The organism is Streptomyces sp. NEAU-174 (genome assembly GCF_052665095.1).
This window is the reverse complement of the sequence record NZ_JBQTCE010000001.1, coordinates 549,861-567,942: the sequence shown is the minus strand read 5'-3', so window position 1 is coordinate 567,942 and position 18,082 is coordinate 549,861. Positions and strand designations below refer to the sequence as shown.

Here is an 18,082-nt window from a genome sequence, read left to right as displayed (position 1 = left end):
CGTGCAGTGCTGACCCCGGGTGGCGGGGTCAGTCCTCGCTGGGGGCGGAGGGCAGCTTGCTCTGGATCAGCTCCATGACGGAGGAGTCGGTGAGCGTGGTGACATCGCCCAGCGCCCGGTTCTCGGCGACATCGCGCAGCAGACGGCGCATGATCTTGCCGGAGCGGGTCTTGGGCAGCTCCGCCACCGGCAGGATCTTCTTGGGCTTGGCGATCGGGCCGAGCTGCTTGGCCACATGCGCCCGCAACTCCTCGACCAGGCCCTCGTCCTCGGCCGCGCCGCCGCGCAGGATGACGAACGCGCAGATGGCCTGGGTGGTCTGCGGGTCGGTGGCGCCGACGACCGCCGCCTCGGCGACCTTGGGGTGCGAGACGAGCGCCGACTCGACCTCGGTCGTGGAGATGTTGTGGCCGGAGACCAGCATCACATCGTCGACCCGGCCGAGCAGCCAGATGTCGCCGTCGTCGTCCTTCTTGGCGCCGTCGCCCGCGAAGTAGCGCTTGTCGAAGCGGGACCAGTAGGTGTCCAGGTAGCGCTGGTCATCGCCCCAGATGGTGCGGAGCATGGACGGCCACGGCTCGGTGAGCACCAGATAGCCGCCATGGCCGTTCGGCACCTCATTGGCCTCGTCGTCCACGACGGTGGCGGCGATGCCCGGCAGCGCTACCTGGGCCGAACCGGGCTTGGTCGCGGTGACGCCCGGCAGCGGGCTGATCATGATGCCGCCGGTCTCGGTCTGCCACCAGGTGTCGACGACGGGAGTGGTGTCCGCGCCGATGTGCTTGCGGTACCAGACCCATGCCTCGGGGTTGATGGGCTCGCCGACCGAGCCGAGGATCCGCAGCGAGGAGAGGTCGAACTTGGCCGGGATGTCGTCGCCCCACTTCATGCAGGCGCGGATCGCGGTCGGGGCGGTGTACAGGATGGTGACCCCGTACTTCTGGACGATCTCCCACCAACGGCCCTGGTGCGGGGTGTCCGGGGTGCCCTCGTAGAGCACCTCGGTGGCGCCGTTGGAGAGCGGGCCGTAGACGATGTACGAGTGGCCGGTGACCCAGCCGACGTCCGCCGTGCACCAGAAGACATCCGTCTCCGACTTGAGGTCGAAGACGGCGTGGTGGGTGTAGGAGACCTGGGTGAGGTAGCCGCCGGAGGTGTGCAGGATGCCCTTCGGCTTACCGGTCGTGCCCGAGGTGTAGAGGATGAACAGCGGGTGCTCGGCGTCGAACGCCTCGGGGGTGTGCTGCTCCGGCTGGCGCTCCACGATCTCGTGCCACCAGACGTCGCGGCCCTCGCTCCAGTCCACCTCCTGGCCGGTGCGGCGGACGACCAGCACATTGCGCACGTTCTCGGTGCCGGGCCGGGTGAGCGCCTCGTCGACGGCGGGCTTGAGCGCGGACGGCTTGCCACGGCGGTAGCCGCCGTCGGCGGTGATGATGACCCGGGCGTCGGCGTCCTGGATACGGGTGGCGAGAGCGTCGGCCGAGAAGCCGCCGAAGACCACCGAATGCGGGGCACCGATGCGGGCGCAGGCCAGCATCGCGACCACGGTCTCCGGGATCATCGGCATGTAGATGGCGACCCGGTCGCCCGACTGGACCCCCAACTCGGTGAGTGCGTGGGCCGCTTGGGAGACCTCCCGCAGCAGCTCGGCGTAGGTGAGGGAGCGGGTGTCACCGGGCTCGCCCTCGAAGTGGAGCGCCACCCGGTCGCCCAGGCCGTTCTCGACGTGCCGGTCGACGCAGTTGTACGCCACATTGAGCTTGCCGTCGGCGAACCACTTCGCGAAGGGCGGGTTCGACCAGTCGAGTGTCTCGGTCGGCGGGGTCGCCCAGGACAGCCGACGGGCCTGATCGGCCCAGAAGCCCAGGCGGTCCACCTTCGCCCGCTCATACGCCTCGGCCGTGACATTGGCGTTCGCGGTCAGCTCGGCGGGCGGCGCGAAGCGACGCTCCTCCCGAAGAAGGTTGGCCAGGCTCTCGTTACTCACGACATCTCCCATTCCCAGGGTGTCCGTTGTGTCCCAGGCCATAGCTCATCAGCCAACGGCACACCCTGACAAGGGCTGTCGCCGAAAATTGGTTTAGACCTGTCGTCGTGTATGTCACCGTCCCAGCTCCAGGGCGCCCCGGGTGGGGTCGCCACCCCGCTCCGCCACGCCGGAATTGCCGCTTCCAGGCCGGGCGGGTGCCGCCGTGGTGGCCAGGCAGACGGGTGTCGGGGCGCCATGGTCCGGGCGGACGGGCAGAAACCTCCCCGTACCCGTGTCCAGGACATACGCCTGGGCCTCCGCCACCTGGAAATACATGCCGTGCAGCGCCAGCCCGCCCTCCGCCACCCGCCGTGCCACACAGCCGTGCTCCATCAGATGGTCGAGCTGCTGTCTCACATTGACCAGCGCCAGTCGCTCCGCGTCGTCGGCGATCGCCCGGCTCGACAGGGCGACCTCGCCGCGCCCCAGTCGACCGATCCGTTCCATCCGCGCCAGTGCTGGTCTGCCGTGGCGCAGCCAGCGCTCCAGCGGCGTCCGGCCCCCGTTGGAGGATGCCTCGGGCGCGTTGGAGGTTGCCCCAGGTCCGCCGGATGACTCGGGCCCGCTGAAGGGTGCCCCGGGTCCGCCGGAGGTTGCCCCAGATCCGCCGGATGGCTCGGCTGTGCCGGGGGAGGCCCCGGTCTGGGGCGGTGTGCGGAGCGGCGCCGATGAGTCGAGCAGCGCCTGCATCGCACCGCATCCGGAGTGGCCGCACACCGTGATGCTGCTGATCTTCAGCACCTCCACCGCGTACTCGATCGCCGCCCCCACCGAGTCACAGGAGTCATCGGCGCCCGGTGGTGGCACCAGATTCCCGACATTGCGCACGGTGAACAGATCGCCGGGGCCGCTTGAGGTGATCATGCTGGTCACCAGGCGGGAGTCGGCGCAGGTGAGGAACAGCTGGCTGGGCCGCTGCCCCTCCCGCGCCAGCCGGGCCAGCTCATCGCGGACCAGCGGTGCCGTATGGCGCTGGAACGCGCTCACGCCGCCGAGCAGCTGACCGCCCGCGTCCCCGCCGGCGGCGACGCTCGCCCCGACGCCCACGGCAGCCGGGGCCGGACGGGTGCAGTGGTGATCACGCCAAGGCGTCCACGGCCGGCAGGGCCGGGCGCCGTCCGCCTCCGCGACCCGCCGCGCCGCCCGTCCATCGGCCGCCGCCCGTCCGGAGGGCGCCACCCGCCGGGAGCCCGAAGGCTGCCCGGAGCCTGAGGGCCGCGCGGAGCTTGAAGGCCGTGCGGAGCTTGAAGGGTGCCGGGAGCCAGAAGGCCGCCGGGACCCCGAGGGCCGGAGGAGCACCGCAAGGAGGACGACCGCGAGGGCCGCGGCGGCGGCCATGAGTCCGGCCGCCCGGAGCGAGGCACCGCGGGCCGATGCGATGCCCAGCGAGACGGAGGCGATACCCAGCGAGAGAGGAACGGCGAATCGGAAGAGGGCGGCCGAGGCGGAGAGATCTCCGAGTCTGAGGCGGGAGACCCGGTGGATTCGGTCCAAGAGCTTCAACATTCCCGTCTCCTCCGGGGCTTCGGTCGCGGATAGGCGCGCGGCCGTGGGTCACGGCGTACTGCGGTACTGACTGCCAAGCGTTGGTAAATGAATCGTAATGCTGAGTAAAGTCGCTGGGAAGCTTTTTGGGAGAGAGTGGGCTGCTATTCCCCCTATGGGGTGAATAGTCATTTAAGACGCCTTGTCATCCACTGTCTTTTTCTCCGCCCATGCGATGTTTGCTCCTATCCGGCCGGATCTCCCGGGTCAGGGCGCGACACGAGGAACGAGGTGGCGGTATGAGGGCCAGAGGAGGCGGAAGGGCCGGAAGAAACGTCACCGCACTGCTGGCCGCGGCGGTGGCGCTCTCCGTGCCGGTCGGCTGCTCGGAAGACTCCCCCCAGGCCCATGGACCGGGCGGCACCGCGGGCTCGGGCCACGACAGGGACAGCCCGCGGAAGGGGCCGGGAGCGCCGATCCATCCGGACAAGGCTCCGAAGGTGATCCGGCTCATCGGCGACGGATCGACCTCCGACACCGGCCCCCAGCCCCATCAGCCGAAGGCCGAGCCGCTCGAACCGGGCGAGAAGCCACCGCAGTTCGTCGTCTTCTCCTGGGACGGCGCCGGCCAGGACAAGCAGAAGCTGTTCTCCCACTTCCGCGCGGTCGGCAAGAAGTACGGCGCGACGATGACGTACTTCCTCAGCGGGGTGTACCTGCTGCCCGCCGAGAAGCGGTACCTCTACGATCCGCCCGAGCATCGGCGCGGCGCCTCGTCGATCGGCTTCAACGACGTCGAGGGGATCAGGGCCACGGTGGAGCAGCTCCGGGGCGCCTGGCTGGACGGCAATGAGATCGGCACCCACTTCAACGGCCACTTCTGCGGGCGCCGCCACGGAGTCGGCACCTGGTCGGCGCGCCAGTGGACCAGCGAGATCCAGCAGGCCGAGTCGTTCGTCAAGAACTGGAGGACCAACGCGGGTCTGGAGCACGAGAAGCCGCTCCCCTTCGACTACGACAAGGAGCTCGTCGGCGGTCGCGCACCCTGTCTCCAGGGGCAGAAGAACCTGGTCCGGGCGGCCGCGAAACTGGGCTGGCGCTATGACGCGAGCTCACCCGGCGGTCTTCAGATCTGGCCCCGCAAGATCCACGGCATCTGGGACTTCCCGCTGCAACAGATCCCGGTACCGGGCCGTGCGTTCGAGACGCTCTCCGTGGACTACAACTTCCTCGCCAACAAGCCGCGCAAGAAGAAGGGCAAGCGACCCAAGCGCTCCACCTGGGGCCGTCCGATGCGCGACGGCATGCTGGCCGCCTTCGACCGGGCGTACGAGGGCAACCGGGCGCCGCTGTTCATCGGCAATCACTTCGAGTCCTGGAACGGCGGAACGTATATGCGCGCTGTGGAGGACGTCATCAAGAAGGTCTGCCCGCGCAAGGGGGTGCGCTGCGTCTCCTTCAAGCAGCTGGCCGACTGGCTGGACGCGCAGAACCCCCGCGTCCTGGAGAAGCTGCGGGTGCTGGACGTCGGGATGCGGCCGCCGGGCGGCTGGAAGGGCTACCTGGCCGCCGAGCCGGGGCGGACGTCCGATCGCGAAACGGCGCACGAGCGGACGTCCGGGCCCCACACACGGACGGCTAAGCGGGAGCGGGAGTAGCCGTCGAGCTCTCCTCCGGCGCGAACTCCCGCAGCCCGAAGGCGGGGTCGACCTGGGCGGCAAGGTCGGCGCCCGTCTTCTCGTTCCCCCAGCTCTGTGCGTTCTTGAGATGGAAGTGCACCATCTGACGGGTGTACCGCTGCCAGTCGCGCCGCTCGTACGAGGCGTCCACCGCGCCCTGGAGTGTCCGCAGCGCCTCGCGGTTCGGTTCCTCCAGCTCCGCGAACCGGGGCGCACGGCCCTTCTCCATCGCCCGGACCCAGTCGGAGTGGCCGAACGCGACCAGCAGGTCATCGCCCACCTCCGCACGGAGGAAGTCCAGGTCGTCCGGGCCCTGCACCTTGTTGCCGACCACCCGGAGCGCCACATCGAAGTCGCGGGCGTACTCCTTGTACTGGCGGTAGACGGAGACGCCCTTACGCGTGGGCTCGGCCACCAGGAACGTCATGTCGAAGCGGGTGAAGAGGCCGGAGGCGAAGGAGTCGCTGCCCGCCGTCATGTCGACGACGATGAACTCGCCGCGCCCGTCGACCAGATGGTTCAGACACAGCTCGATCGCGCCGACCTTGGAGTGGTAGCAGGCGACACCGAGGTCGGATTCGGTGAAGGGGCCGGTCGCCATCAGCCGCACCGACCCGTCGTCGAGCGGCAGGGTGCGGGCGCATGCCTGGTAGACGGGGTTGTCCTCACCGATCCGCAGCAGCCTCGAGCCCTCGCCCGGCGGGGTGGTCTTGATCATGGTCTCGGCGGAGGCGATCCGGGGGTTCGTACCGCGCAAGTAGTCCTTGATCAGCGGGAGATGGGCACCCATCGCGGGCAGTGCGGCGGCCTCCGCCTCGTCGAGTCCGAGCGCCACACCCAGATGCTGATTGATATCGGCGTCGACGGCGACGACGGGGGCGTGGGTGGCGGCGAGATGGCGGATGAACAGCGACGACAGCGTGGTCTTGCCGCTTCCACCCTTGCCTACGAAAGCGATCTTCATGTTCACCTAGCGTAGGTGAGTGATCCCGGACCATGAGGGATTTACGTGAAGAACACCACTCCAACGAGGGGCGCCCGCTGCGAGGTGCGTAGTGTCGTACTCATGAGTACGTCAGCTGATCCGCTCGCCACCCTGGCCGCGCTGCCCGGTGTGGCCGAGTCCGTGAACGCCGTACGGACCGCCGTGGACCGGGTCTATGGGCACCGGGTGATGCGCCGCCGCAGCAATGAGGTCACCTCCGAGGCGGCGTTGCGCGGAGCGCGGGGTTCCGCCGCGCTGGCCGGTGCGGACTGGGCGCTGGAAGAGGTGCGCCGCCGCACCGACTTCGGGGCCGAGGGCGAGCCGCGCACGGTGGGGGCGGCGCTGCGGCTGACCGCCGAGGCGGGGCAGCTGCTGAGCATCTGGCGGCAGTCGCCGCTGCGGGTGCTGGCCCGGCTGCATCTGGTCGCGGCGGGCGGGGCGGAGGGCGACGAGACGATCGGGCGCCCCCGGCAGTCGGGTGAGCCGGTGGACGAGCCGCTGATCGGGTCCGATCTGCCGCTGCCGGACGCGGACGAGGTGGCGGGGCGGCTCGATGGGCTGGCCGGGCTGCTGCTCGCGGGCAGCGAGGCTCCGGCGCTGGTGACGGCGGCGGTGGTGCACGGCGAACTGCTCGCCCTGCGGCCCTTCGTCTCCCGCAATGGTCTGGTGGCGCGGGCGGCCGAGCGGATCGTGCTGGTCGGCAGCGGTCTCGATCCGAAGTCCATCTGCCCGGCCGAGGTGGGGTACGCGGAGCTGGGCGCCGCGCCGTACATGGCGGCGCTGGAGGGCTATGCGTCCGGGACGCCGGAGGGGATGGCGGTGTGGATCGCGCACTGCGGACGGGCGGTTGAGCTCGGGGTGCGGGAGTCCACGGCGGTCTGCGAGGCGCTCCAGCGCGGGGCGGCCTGACGCGGACAGGCCTGACCTCGGAGAGGTGCGGGCTGAGGCGGGACAGTGGCCTGACGTCGGAGAGGCGCGGGCTTGAGGTGGGACGGGCGCGGTCTGACGTGGGACAAGGCGGGCCGGTCCGGACAAGAGTTGCGGCGGCACCACATGGGCACCGCCGCTGGCACAGCTGCCGGGTTACCATGCGTGCAATCTCATTCGCCCATCAGGTCGGGAACTTCTGCCCGTCACCTGGTGCGGCTGGCCCGTAATCGACGGGTCGACGTCGCGTGGGTGCTCAGCATCTGTGCTCGGTCCGTGGGGCCTTGGCGTCTGAGGGTTTCCTCCCGGATACCCCTGGTCTCGCGGGCCGTCGATTCCTTTGTACTCCTGCGAGAGGCCAATCGGAAGCCCTCACCGCAGATCTTTGCTGTCACCCCTAAATGCGGGCATAAAGGGCGCGGCGCCGATTGGTGTACCACAGCAGCCCGGCCGTGGCGGCGGCCGCGCCGACGGCCGCCGCCACGGCGAGAACCGGGCGTGGTGGCATGGAGAGTGAGGGCCTGCGCTGCTTCAGCCGCACCGGGCGGTTGAAGGAGAGCACCGGCCAGCCGCGCGCCGCCGCCTCGCGCCGCAGCGCCCGGTCCGGGTTGACCGTATGGGGGTGGCCGACCGCCTCCAGCATCGGGAGATCGGTCACCGAATCGCTGTAGGCGTAACAGCGCGACAAGTCGTAGCCCTCCGACTCCGCCAACTCGGCGATCGCCTCCGCCTTGGTCGGGCCATAGGCGTAGTACTCCACCTCGCCGGTGAACACGCCGTCCTCGACGACCATGCGGGTGGCCACCACGCGGTCCGCGCCCAGAAGCTCACCGATCGGCTCGACCACCTCCGCCCCGGAGGTGCTGACGATTACCACATCGCGGCCGGCGGTGTGATGCTCCTCGATGAGCGAGGCGGCCTCGTCGTAGATGATGGGGTCGATGAGGTCGTGCAGGGTCTCCGCGACGATCTCCTTGACCTGCTGGACATTCCATCCTCGGCAGAGCGCGGAGAGGTACTTGCGCATCCGCTCCATCTGCTCGTGATCGGCGCGGCCGGCGAGGAAGACAAACTGTGCATAGGCAGTACGCAGTGCGGCCCGGCGGTTGATCAGCCCACCCCGGTAGAAGGACTTGCTGAAGGTGAGAGTGCTTGACTTCGCAATGACCGTCTTGTCCAGGTCAAAGAAGGCAGCTGTCCGAGGCAAGGAGTGGTTTTCCACGACGCCGAGCATAGGGCCCACCATTCGGCGTAAGCTGAGGCGCGTGGGTTTGCCTGAGAAGGCTCTCGGGTACACCATGGAAGTCACGGATCGTTCGCGACCGTGCTAACCCGGCCCGACTCCTCCCCCCCCGAGTCGGCCGTGGGGACGACCCCCGCTCTCCCCCCCGGCGGGGGTCGTCGCATGTCCGGACGCATTTTCGGCGTTCTCATGAGATCTTGCTCCCCTCCCTCGGGCCCCTGCGGCCCCGCCTCTCCACAGCTTGAGCGGTAACCGTACGTAATCGCTAGGCTGCTCTCCGGAAGTCACTGGTTTAGGTGACTGGGATATTCACAACTGATGAGTTGTCCACGGTTTTGGACCAAGATCCCCAAGATTTTCTGGATCGCAGCACGGTGATTCTCCGCGCTGCTCGCACTCGCCGTTCGCGGGAGTGAGAGCGCGTAACGGATATGGGAGGGGATCGTGACTGCATCCATCACACCGGAACGCCCTTCGGCGACCGAAGGACAGCGAAGCAGACCGCTCATCGTCACCGAGGACGAGGCGCTTCTCGACGATCTGCTGCGGTTGTGCGCGGCGGCCGGAGCGGAACCGGAAGTGGCGCACGGCGCGCTCACCCGCCGGGGCAGCTGGGAGGCCGCACCGCTGATTCTGGTCGGTGACGACTCGGCCGCCCGGCTGTCCGACCGAGCCCGCAGACAAGGGGTGCTGCTCATCGGGCGCGATCTGGACGACCACGGCATCTGGCGGCGGGCTGTGGCGCTCGGCGCCGACAATGTGGCGTTCCTGCCCGATGCCGAGACCTGGCTGGTGGACCGGATCGCCGATGTCGCCGAAGGCGTGGGGCGGCAGGCCCTGACCGTCGGGGTGATCGGCGGCCGCGGCGGCGCGGGCGCCTCCACCCTCGCCTGCGCCCTGGCGGTCACCGCCGCCCGCTCCGGTCGGCGCACCATGCTGATCGATGCCGATCCGCTGGGCGGCGGGCTCGATGTGCTGCTCGGCGGCGAGGGCGCGCAAGGGCTGAGATGGCCCGCCTTCGCCGAGTCGCGGGGGCGGGTCGCCGGAAGCGCCCTGGAGGAGTCGCTGCCGGAGCTGCACGCGCTGCGGGTGCTCAGCTGGGATCGCGGCGATTCGGTCGTCATCCCGCCGTCCGCGATGCGGGCGGTGCTGGCCGCGGCCCGGCGGCGCGGCGGGGTCGTGGTGGTGGATCTGCCGCGCCGCGTCGACGACGCGGCGGCCGAGGCGCTGTCCCAGATCGACCTCGGGCTGCTGGTCGTCCCGGCGGAGCTGCGAGCGGTCGCGGCCGCCCACCGGGTGGCGTCCACGGTGGGCATGGTGCTGCGGGATCTGCGCGCGGTGGTGCGGGGCCCGTGCGGGCCGGAGCTCGGCGACGAGGAGATCGCGGAGCTGCTCGGGCTGCCGCTGGCCGGTCAGCTGCCACCGGAGCCGGGTCTGGCGGACGCGTTCGAGGGCGGGGAGCCCCCGGGCGGCAGCCCCCGTGGCCCGCTCGGCCAGTTCTGCGCCGAGTTCTGGGCGCGTGCCCTCGCCGACGAGGGAGGTGTCAGCGCATGAGCGCCGTATCGCCGGATCTGCTGGACGCGGTGCGGCTGCGGCTGGCCGGGAGCGGCGCGGAGCCCACACCCGCGCGGGTGGCCTCGGCCCTGCGCGAGGAGGGTCGGCTGCTCGGCGACACCGAGGTGCTCGGGGTCGTGGAGGCGCTGCGCTCGGAGCTGGTCGGCTCCGGTCCCCTGGAGCCGCTGCTGGCCGCCCGCGATGTCACGGACGTCCTGGTCACCGCCCCCGACGAGGTGTGGGTGGACCGCGGCTCGGGGCTGGAGCGCACGGCCGTCACCTTCGTGGACGCGGCCGCCGTGCGCAGACTCGCGCAGCGGCTCGCCGCGGTGGCCGGGCGGCGGCTGGACGACGCCCGGCCATGGGTGGACGCCCGGCTGCCGGACGGGACCCGGCTGCATGCGGTGCTCCCTCCGGTCGCGGTCGGCTCGACCTGCCTCTCGCTGCGGGTGGTGCGCCCCCGGGCGTTCTCCCTCGCGGAGCTGGAGGCGGCCGGGACGGTGCCGCCGGACGGCGCGCGGCTGCTGCGGGCCATGCTGGACGCCCGGCTGTCCTACCTGATCAGCGGTGGCACGGGCTCGGGCAAGACAACGCTGCTGAGCACCCTGCTCGGGCTGGTCGGGCCGCGGGAGCGGATCGTCCTCGCCGAGGACTCGGCCGAGCTGCGGCCCGACCATCCGCACGTGGTCCGGCTGGAGACCCGCCCCGCCAACCAGGAGGGCCGGGGCCAGGTCACCCTGCGGGACCTGGTGCGGCAGGCGCTGCGCATGCGCCCCGACCGGCTGGTGGTCGGCGAGGTGAGAGGCGCCGAGGTCACCGACCTCCTGGGGGCCCTGAACACCGGCCATGAGGGCGGCTGTGGCACTGTCCACGCCAATACGGCGGCCGACGTGCCCGCGCGGCTGGAGGCGCTCGGCTCGACCGCCGGCCTGGACCGGGCCGCGCTGCACAGCCAGTTGGCGGCGGCGCTGTCGGTCGTGGTCCATCTGGTGCGCGACCGCGCCGGGCGGCGCAGGATCGCCGAACTGCATGTGCTGGACCGGGACCGGGCGGGCCTCGTCACGACCGTCCCCGCGGCCGTCTGGGGCCCCGAGGGCTTCGAGCGGGCGGCGGGCTGGCAGCGGCTCCAGCGGCTGTGCGCACGGGGCGGAGGCGCGGCATGACGGGCGCGGGAGCGGACCCGGGGGCGCTGACGCTCTGCGCCGTGACGCTGTGCGTGGGGGCGGCCTTATGGCTGCTCACCGGGCGGGACCGGGAGCTGCGCCGGGCCAGGCTGCTGTTGGCCGGCGGCGGACCCGTCGAGCCCGCGGGAGCCGACCCGGTGCGGCCGCTGTCCGAGACCGCCGTCTGGCTGCGGGAGCGCTGGCGGGTCAAGTACGGCGGGCGGATGGGGCGTGAGCTGCTGTGCCTGCCGGTCGGATGTGTGATCGCGCTGCTGGGCGCGTCGGTCCTGCCGCTGCTCGGGGCGGTGCTGGCCACTCCGGTCGTCGGCCGTCGGCTGCGGTCCCGGCGGTGTGAGCGGGACCGTGTGCGCCGCGCCTCCGGGGTGATCCAGCTCTGTGCCACCGTGGCGGGCGAGCTGCGGGCCGGGCGGCATCCCGGTGAGGCGCTGCTGGCGGTGGACCCTGGTCATCTGAGGGAGCGTTGGGGGCTGGTGACGGCCGCGGCGCGGTTCGGCGGGGATGTGCCGGACGCCCTGCGCAGAGTCGCCCGGCTGCCGGGCGCCGAGGGGCTGACCGGGGTCGCCGCCTGCTGGCAGGTGGCGGTCGACGAGGGCGCGGGGCTGGCGGCGGGTCTCGACCGGGTGGCGGCGGCGCTGCGCGCCGAGCGGGACCAGCGGGAGAGCCTGGACGCCAAGCTGGCGGGAGCCAAGGCCACCGCCCTGGGGCTGGCCGTGCTGCCCATGGTCGGGCTGGCGCTGGGCGGTCTGATGGGCTCCGATCCGCTGCATGTGCTGCTGCACACCCCGGCCGGGCTGGGCTGTCTGCTGCTGGGCGGCCTGCTGGAGTGGGCGGGCCTGGTCTGGACCGGCCGGATGGTGCGGGCGGCGCGTGAGCCGGGGCGGCGGCGAGGGGATCCGCACCTGCGCCGAGGTCCGGTGGATCGCCGGGGTGGCCGATGAGCGCCGAGGTTGTCCACAGGCTGGGGATTTCGCTGTCCTTCCTGGCGGCGGTCCTGTGCACGGCGATGGCGATGGTCGAGGCCCGTCGGGAGCGATGCGCCCGACGACGGCTGGCGGCGCTGCTTCCGGGCGCGGAGCACCGGCGGCCGAGGCGGGCCCGGCCGTGGCGGCGGTGGCGCGCCAGGGCCGGTGCGGGCGCTCTGCCCGCCTGGGCCGCCCCGAGCGGCGGGTTGACGATCGCCGTCGTCCTCGTCGGAGGGCCACCGGGGTGGGTGCTGGGTCTCGCCGCGGCCTGCGGCCTCTGGCGGTGGCAGCGGCACCGCCGGGCCACGGCTGGGCGGTCCGGCCCTGACCGGCACCTCGAGGCCCTCGCCGCGCGTCAGATCCCGCTGGCCGCCGATCTGCTGACGGCCTGCCTGGCGGCCGGAGCGAGCCCGCGGAGGGCTGCTGAGGCGGTGGGAGGCTCGCTCGGCGGCCCGGTCGGCGAGCGGCTCGCCCAGACCGCGGCGGAGCTGCGGCTGGGCGGCGAACCGGCCCACGCGTGGGGGCGCGTCAGCGCCCTGCCTGGAGCACAGGGGCTGGCGCGCGCCCTGGAACGCGCCGGGACAACGGGCGCTCCGGCGGTGGAGCAGGTGTCCCGGCTGGCGGCCGAATGCCGGGCCGAGCAGGGACGGGAGGCGATGCGAAGGGCCGACCGCACCGGTGTGCTGGTCAACGCGCCGCTCGCGGGCTGCTTCCTCCCCGCGTTCCTGCTGGTCGGTCTGGCCCCGGTGATGATCGGGCTGGCCCGCGGCCTGATGGGCGACGGCCCCTGAGCACGGGCAGGACCACGACAGCCGCACGAGCGGCAGCTGCACGACAACAGCATGACGAACGACAACAGCACGACGAACGAGGACACCGCGGTCGGTGACGCCGCGGACAGGACAAGGGGGGCCGACATGGTGAAGCAGTGGTGGGTACGGCGGTACGCGGCGGCGCGGGCGAAGGCCGAGGCGGGCATGACCACCGCCGAGTACGCGATGGGCACGATCGCGGCATGCGGTTTCGCCGCGGTGCTCTACAAGGTGGTGACCAGCGGGGCCGTCAGCAGTGCGCTCCAGTCGGTCATCGGACGGGCGCTCGATGCGCAGTTCTGAGTCGCCGGGGACGGGGGAGCGGACGGGCTCGCGCGCCAGGAGCGGCGCGCGGGGCGTCCCGAGGGCCAGTGGCGTCCTGAGGGCCGGTGGCGCCCGGAGAGCCCGTAGCGGCGTTCCGAGGGCCCGTAGCGTGCCCAGGATGGGCGTGCCGGGGGCCCTGGGCCCTGCGCGGGACAGCGGCTACGTAACGGCGGAGGCGGCGGTCGCGCTGCCGGTGCTGGTGTTGTTCGCCGTGACGCTGATCTGGGGGCTGATGGCCGCGTCCGCGCAGCTTCAGTGCGTGGACGCGGCCAGAGCCGGGGCGAGGGCGGCGGCGCGTTCGGAGCCGGAGGCAGACGCGATGGCCGCCGCCCGCTCGGCCGCGCCCGATGGGGCTCGGGTCGAGCTATGGCAGGAGGGGGACCTGGTGCGGGTGCGGGTCCGTACCCACGCCGTCGGTCCTGGCCCGCTGGCGGTGGATCTGCGCGGCGAGGCCGCCGCGCTCGCCGAGGACTCGGTGGGCGCGGATGACGCGATGAGCGGGGGCGGCGAGCCCGGCGCGGTCGGTACGGCCCGGGAGACGGTCCCGTGAGCTCGGGAGGCCGTTCTGTGAGTCCGGGAGGTGGTCCCGTGAGTCCGGGAGGCGGTCCCGTGAGCTCGGGAAGCCGTCCCGTGAGTCCGGGAGGCCGTTCCGTGAACTCGAGAGGCGGCCCGGTGAGGTGGGCGGCCGACCGGGGGTCGGCCACCGTCTGGACCGCGCTGGCCGCGACGGCGCTGTGCGTGGTGTTCGCGGCCGTACTGGCGGCCGGGCAGGCCATGGTGGCGCGCCATCGGGCGGGCGGAGCCGCCGATCTGGCGGCGCTCGCGGCGGCGGACCACGGCCTGGAGGGGGCTCGTACGGCGTGCGGTCTCGCCCGGCGGGTGGCCTCCGCGCAGGGGGCGCACGTGGTGCGATGCGCCCTGAGCGGTGAGATCGCGGATCTCACGGCCGAGGTGCGCACCGGCCCGTTCACCCTCCGCGTCCGGGCGCGAGCGGGGCCCGCGGGCACTCCGGTCACCGGACCGCCGTCCCCACCGGGCGGCGGGGAACGCTCACTCGGCGGTCGGCGGCTGCTCCGGGGCGCCGGCGAGCAGGGTCGTCAGCAGGCGGATGGCGGCCTTCTTGTCCAGCGGGTCGTTGCCGTTCCCGCACTTGGGCGACTGGATGCAGGACGGGCATCCCGCCTCGCACTCGCATACGGCGATCGCCTCACGGGTGGCCGCCAGCCAGCGGGCGGCCGTGTGGAAGGCGCGCTCGGCGAAGCCCGCGCCACCCGGATGCCCGTCGTAGACGAAGACGGTGGGCAGCAGCGTGTCGGGGTGCAGCGGGATGGACACCCCGCCGATGTCCCAGCGGTCACAGGTGGCGAAGAGCGGCAGGATGCCGATCGAGGCGTGCTCCGCGGCGTGCAGGGCGCCGCCGAGGGCCTGGGGGTGCACCCGGGCCTCCTCGAGCTGGTCGTCGGTCACCGTCCACCACACCGCCCGGGTGCGCAGGGTGCGCGGCGGAAGGTCCAGCTTGGACTCGCCGAGGACCTCGCCGGTGATCAGCTTGCGGCGCAGGAAGGAGACCACCTGGTTGGTGACCTCGACGGAACCGAAGCACAGCCGCGCGTCCCCCCAGGGGATCTCGGTGGTGGTCTCCAGGATGGAGATCGCCGTGGTGTCGCGGGCCGTGGTCGAGTAGGGCGGAGTGGCCTCCTCCACCAGGGCGACCGAGTCGTCGAGGTCGAGCTGTTTGACGAGATAGCTCCGGCCCTGGTGGAGGTGGACGGCGCCCTCGTGGACGGTGGTGTGGGCCGCCGCGGCGTCCACGGTGCCCAGCAGCCGCCCGGTGGCCGCCTCCACGACCTGGACCGGGCTGCCACCCGTCCCGCGGATGTCGGTGAGGTCGGCGGCGCGCTCACGGCGGGTCCAGTGCCAGGCCTTCGCCCGGCGGCGCAGCAGCTTGCGCTGCTCCAGCTGCGGCATCAGCTCCTCCGTGGCGGGCCCGAAGAGCTCCAGGTCGGGCTCGGTGAGCGGAAGCTCGGCCGCGGCGGCGCACAGATGCGGTGCGAGGACGTAAGGGTTGTCCGGGTCCAGCACGGTGGACTCCACCGGCTGCCGGAAGAGGGCGTCCGGGTGATGGACGAGATAGGTGTCCAGCGGGTCGTCCCGGGCGACCAGGATCGCGAGGGCCCCTTCGCCGGTGCGCCCGGCCCGCCCCGCCTGCTGCCACAGGGAGGCGCGGGTGCCGGGATAGCCCGCCACGACCACGGCGTCCAGCCCGGCGATGTCCATCCCCAGCTCCAGGGCGGTGGTCGCGGCGAGCCCCAGCAGCTCACCGGAGTGCAGGGCCTTCTCCAGAGCGCGGCGCTCCTCGGGGAGATAGCCGCCCCGATAGGCGGCGATCCGGTCCGGCAGCGAGCGGTCCACCTCCGCGAGCCGCTCCTGGGCGATGAGCGCGATGAGCTCCGCGCCCCGCCGGGAGCGCACGAAGGTGACCGTACGGACGCCCTGGACGGCCAGGTCGGTGAGCAGGTCCGCGGACTCGGCCGTGGCCGTGCGCCGCACGGGGGCGCCCTGCTCGCCGTGGAGCTCGGTCAGCGGCGGCTCCCAGAGGGCGAAGACGACCTCGCCGCGGGGCGAGCCGTCCTCGGTGATCTCCACCACGGGCACGCCGGTCAGCCGGCCCGCGGCGACCGCCGGATCGGAGGCGGTGGCCGAGGCGAGCAGGAACACGGGCGAGGAGCCGTAGCGGGCGCAGACGCGGCGCAGCCTGCGCAGCACCTGGGCCACATGGGAGCCGAAGACACCCCGGTAGGTGTGGCACTCGTCGATCACCACATAGCGCAGCGCGCGCAGGAAGGAGGACCATCTGGGGTGGCCGGGCAGGATGCCCCGGTGGAGCATGTCGGGGTTGGTGAGCACGTAGTTCGCGTACTGCCGGACCCACTCGCGCTCCTCGACGGGCGTGTCGCCGTCGTAGACCGCCGCCCGGATGCCGGAGCCCAGCGGGGCGGTGAGGGCGGCCACCGCGCGCCGCTGATCGGCGGCCAGCGCCTTGGTGGGGGAGAGGTACAGGGCGGTCGTCCCCCGGCCGCTGGGCTCCTCCGAGCCGTCCAGCAGGGTGCTGAGGACGGGGGCCAGATAGGCGAGGGACTTGCCGGAGGCGGTTCCGGTGGCCACGACCGCCGATTCGCCGCGCAGCGCGTGTTCGGCCGTGCGCGCCTGGTGGGCCCAGGGGCGATCGATGCCGACCGCGCGAATGGCGTTGATCACCTCCGGCCGGATCGCCGAGGGCCAGTCGGCATGGGTTCCCGGGCGTGGGGGCAAGTGCTCCGTATGAGTGATGCGCGTGCTCCGGCTCGCCCCCGTGCTCAACCGGCCGAGGACGGCCCGGGGTGAGGGGCGTATGCCCGCCTGCCGCGGGATTTGGTTGTCGGCCATCGACACCGAGTGTGTCACTGGTCTGACGGACAATGGTCTCAAGGCGTCGTGCACGCCTGCTGGTAAGTGATTGAATGCCATCGCGGCTGCCGATCCATGGGGGGCGACCGCTCGATGCAAGGTGCTGGAGGATCCGTGGACCTGTCCCTGTCGACTCGGACCGTCGATGACCGCACGGTCGTCGAGGTCGGTGGCGAGATTGATGTATACACCGCGCCCAAGCTGCGCGAGCAGCTGGTCGAGCTTGTCAACGACGGCAACTACCACCTGGTCGTCGACATGGAGGGCGTCGACTTTCTCGACTCCACCGGACTCGGCGTGCTCGTCGGCGGGCTCAAGCGAGTGCGGGCCCACGAGGGCTCGCTGCGCCTGGTCTGCAACCAGGAGCGCATTCTGAAGATCTTCCGCATCACCGGCCTGACCAAGGTGTTCCCGATTCACACCTCGGTCGAGGACGCTGTCGCGGCGACCGACTGACAAGATCGCCGAAGGAAGACACAGAAGGGGGTTCCGGGCGGTGCCCGCCCGGCCCTCCCCATACGCACGCCCATACGCCCGAGGGGGATGGCATGGCCACCGTCGAACTCCGCTTCAGCGCGCTGCCCGAGCACGTCAGGACCGCTCGTCTTGTCGCGGCGGCCGTGGCGCGCCGGGCGGGGGTGGATGAGGCCGTGCTCGACGAGGTGCGGCTCGCGGTCGGCGAGGCCTGCACACGCGCGGTCGGGCTCCACCTGAGCAATGGGGTGGAGGCACCGGTGCGGGTGATCCTGACCGAGGAGGAGAAGAAGTTCTCCATCGAGGTCGGTGACGAATCCCCGACCTCGGCCGCCCTGGCGCCCGGCTCCCATCCGGAGGCGGACGACGAGGCCGAGGGCGAGGACGAGATGGGTCTCGCCGTCATCAGCGGGCTCGTCGACGATGTCGAGGTGACGACCAGCGAGACCGGTGGAGTGATCCGGATGAGCTGGCCGACCGCGCCCCAGCCTCTGGTGTCCTAGCCCGAGCCAAGGCCTTCGGCGGGCCTGGCCCACCGGTTCGGGTTCCGCCCGTACCGGTTTCGGGCCATGTCGTCGCCGGATCGGGCCCTTCGCGGGGTCATTCGTCCGTCATCCCTCGCCCGATCTTCCGGACCACCGGACCGGCCGTTTCAAGATCGCCGGTCCGGCTGTCGGCGTGTCCGCGCCCACTCGGCGGCGCCGTCCCGGCGCGCCCCGGCGCACCCCGCGGCGCATCTCTCGGCGCGCGCTTTATCGATCTCGGGCGTACGCTCTGAACAGCGTTTTTCTCAGTGCCGCGCGATCGTCGCAAGATCGCCATTAAGATCGTTCATATAGATCATTTATGGCGATCACTTTACATCCGTCACCGAATTGTCGACCTTCCTTCTTCCGAAGGAATTCGTACCGCCAAACCTATTGATCTTCGCTGGTGCGGGGGAATTCCCATTCCGGCGCCCTGTTTTGATCGTG

The 18,082-nt window shown here is 71.8% G+C and carries 14 protein-coding genes and 2 pseudogenes; 11 read left to right on the top strand and 5 right to left on the bottom strand.

Translation table 11 applies throughout. From position 1 onward, the window contains the following. Positions 1–28 precede the first annotated feature (28 nt). Both acs and ACT2CW_RS02305 read right to left on the bottom strand, forming a co-directional pair. Positions 29–1,990 (bottom strand): acetate--CoA ligase, encoded by a 1,962-nt coding sequence (gene acs / locus ACT2CW_RS02310; RefSeq protein WP_445515317.1) that lies wholly within the window; start codon positions 1,988–1,990, stop codon positions 29–31. A 114-nt stretch (positions 1,991–2,104) separates the two neighbouring features. Next, positions 2,105–3,208 (bottom strand): annotated as a pseudogene (locus ACT2CW_RS02305) (carbonic anhydrase); the annotation flags it as partial. Between the two features lie 608 nt (positions 3,209–3,816). Here ACT2CW_RS02305 and ACT2CW_RS02300 point away from each other — a divergent pair. After that, on the top strand, positions 3,817–5,175 hold the full coding sequence (locus tag ACT2CW_RS02300) for a hypothetical protein (protein ID WP_445515316.1): 1,359 nt from the start codon (positions 3,817–3,819) through the stop codon (positions 5,173–5,175). Here the strand turns inward: ACT2CW_RS02300 and ACT2CW_RS02295 are convergent. Further along, complete coding sequence (locus ACT2CW_RS02295) at positions 5,156–6,160, bottom strand: ATP-binding protein (protein ID WP_037955333.1); 1,005 nt, start codon at positions 6,158–6,160, stop codon at positions 5,156–5,158. The two genes, ACT2CW_RS02300 and ACT2CW_RS02295, sit on opposite strands and share 20 nt — an antisense overlap. Before the next feature lie 102 nt (positions 6,161–6,262). On the opposite strand from ACT2CW_RS02295, the gene ACT2CW_RS02290 reads away from it, so the two are divergent. Continuing rightward, on the top strand, positions 6,263–7,090 hold the full coding sequence (locus ACT2CW_RS02290) for an oxidoreductase (RefSeq protein ID WP_445515315.1): 828 nt from the start codon (positions 6,263–6,265) through the stop codon (positions 7,088–7,090). Between the two features lie 415 nt (positions 7,091–7,505). Here ACT2CW_RS02290 and ACT2CW_RS02285 read toward each other — a convergent pair whose 3' ends face one another. Further along, positions 7,506–8,342, bottom strand: a complete 837-nt coding sequence (locus ACT2CW_RS02285; RefSeq protein ID WP_182467671.1) for an HAD family hydrolase — start codon at positions 8,340–8,342, stop codon at positions 7,506–7,508. Positions 8,343–8,795: 453 nt separating this feature from the next. Here ACT2CW_RS02285 and ssd point away from each other — a divergent pair, with 453 nt between their 5' ends. The 7 genes and pseudogenes from ssd to ACT2CW_RS02250 form a co-directional block, all read left to right on the top strand. Beyond that, complete coding sequence (gene ssd / locus ACT2CW_RS02280) at positions 8,796–9,905, top strand: septum site-determining protein Ssd (protein ID WP_445515314.1); 1,110 nt, start codon at positions 8,796–8,798, stop codon at positions 9,903–9,905. Continuing rightward, on the top strand, positions 9,902–11,068 hold the full coding sequence (locus ACT2CW_RS02275; protein ID WP_445515313.1) for a TadA family conjugal transfer-associated ATPase: 1,167 nt from the start codon (positions 9,902–9,904) through the stop codon (positions 11,066–11,068). Before ssd ends, ACT2CW_RS02275 begins: the two co-directional genes overlap by 4 nt. Next, entirely contained in the window at positions 11,065–12,027 is a 963-nt protein-coding gene (locus ACT2CW_RS02270; RefSeq protein WP_445515312.1) for a type II secretion system F family protein, read from the top strand. The genes ACT2CW_RS02275 and ACT2CW_RS02270 overlap by 4 nt, the downstream gene beginning before the upstream one ends. After that, on the top strand, positions 12,024–12,842 hold the full coding sequence (locus ACT2CW_RS02265; RefSeq protein WP_445515311.1) for a type II secretion system F family protein: 819 nt from the start codon (positions 12,024–12,026) through the stop codon (positions 12,840–12,842). Before ACT2CW_RS02270 ends, ACT2CW_RS02265 begins: the two co-directional genes overlap by 4 nt. 126 nt (positions 12,843–12,968) lie before the next feature. Continuing rightward, positions 12,969–13,166: a DUF4244 domain-containing protein gene (locus ACT2CW_RS02260; protein ID WP_051573355.1), complete on the top strand. Its 198-nt coding sequence runs from the start codon at positions 12,969–12,971 to the stop codon at positions 13,164–13,166. Between the two features lie 139 nt (positions 13,167–13,305). Continuing rightward, entirely contained in the window at positions 13,306–13,737 is a 432-nt protein-coding gene (locus tag ACT2CW_RS02255) for a TadE family type IV pilus minor pilin (RefSeq protein ID WP_445515310.1), read from the top strand. Continuing rightward, a pseudogene (locus tag ACT2CW_RS02250) lies at positions 13,734–14,126 on the top strand (Rv3654c family TadE-like protein); the annotation flags it as partial. The gene ACT2CW_RS02255 and the pseudogene ACT2CW_RS02250, both read left to right, overlap by 4 nt. A 111-nt stretch (positions 14,127–14,237) precedes the next feature. Here ACT2CW_RS02250 and ACT2CW_RS02245 read toward each other — a convergent pair. After that, positions 14,238–16,694: a DEAD/DEAH box helicase gene (locus ACT2CW_RS02245; RefSeq protein WP_445515309.1), complete on the bottom strand. Its 2,457-nt coding sequence runs from the start codon at positions 16,692–16,694 to the stop codon at positions 14,238–14,240. Between the two features lie 54 nt (positions 16,695–16,748). Between ACT2CW_RS02245 and bldG the strand changes: the two genes are divergently transcribed. Both bldG and ACT2CW_RS02235 read left to right on the top strand, forming a co-directional pair. Next, entirely contained in the window at positions 16,749–17,090 is a 342-nt protein-coding gene (bldG, locus tag ACT2CW_RS02240) for an anti-sigma factor antagonist BldG (protein ID WP_014061729.1), read from the top strand. 92 nt (positions 17,091–17,182) lie between these two features. Then, the gene (locus ACT2CW_RS02235) at positions 17,183–17,611 is read left to right on the top strand and encodes an ATP-binding protein (RefSeq protein WP_037955352.1); all 429 of its coding nucleotides are present in this window, start codon (positions 17,183–17,185) and stop codon (positions 17,609–17,611) included. Positions 17,612–18,082 lie beyond the last annotated feature (471 nt).

Excerpts from the sequence above, each read along its gene's own strand:
- ACT2CW_RS02285 (WP_182467671.1), bottom strand. The coding sequence starts at position 8,342 with ATGCTCGGCGTCGTGGAAAACCACTCCTTGCCTCGGACAGCTGCCTTC.
- ACT2CW_RS02255 (WP_445515310.1), top strand. The coding sequence starts at position 13,306 with ATGGGCGTGCCGGGGGCCCTGGGCCCTGCGCGGGACAGCGGCTACGTA.
- ACT2CW_RS02245 (WP_445515309.1), bottom strand. The coding sequence starts at position 16,694 with ATGGCATTCAATCACTTACCAGCAGGCGTGCACGACGCCTTGAGACCA.
- ACT2CW_RS02260 (WP_051573355.1), top strand. The coding sequence starts at position 12,969 with ATGGTGAAGCAGTGGTGGGTACGGCGGTACGCGGCGGCGCGGGCGAAG.
- ACT2CW_RS02300 (WP_445515316.1), top strand. The coding sequence starts at position 3,817 with ATGAGGGCCAGAGGAGGCGGAAGGGCCGGAAGAAACGTCACCGCACTG.
- ACT2CW_RS02265 (WP_445515311.1), top strand. The coding sequence starts at position 12,024 with ATGAGCGCCGAGGTTGTCCACAGGCTGGGGATTTCGCTGTCCTTCCTG.
- ACT2CW_RS02290 (WP_445515315.1), top strand. The coding sequence starts at position 6,263 with ATGAGTACGTCAGCTGATCCGCTCGCCACCCTGGCCGCGCTGCCCGGT.
- ACT2CW_RS02295 (WP_037955333.1), bottom strand. The coding sequence starts at position 6,160 with ATGAAGATCGCTTTCGTAGGCAAGGGTGGAAGCGGCAAGACCACGCTG.
- ACT2CW_RS02235 (WP_037955352.1), top strand. The coding sequence starts at position 17,183 with ATGGCCACCGTCGAACTCCGCTTCAGCGCGCTGCCCGAGCACGTCAGG.
- ACT2CW_RS02275 (WP_445515313.1), top strand. The coding sequence starts at position 9,902 with ATGAGCGCCGTATCGCCGGATCTGCTGGACGCGGTGCGGCTGCGGCTG.
- ACT2CW_RS02270 (WP_445515312.1), top strand. The coding sequence starts at position 11,065 with ATGACGGGCGCGGGAGCGGACCCGGGGGCGCTGACGCTCTGCGCCGTG.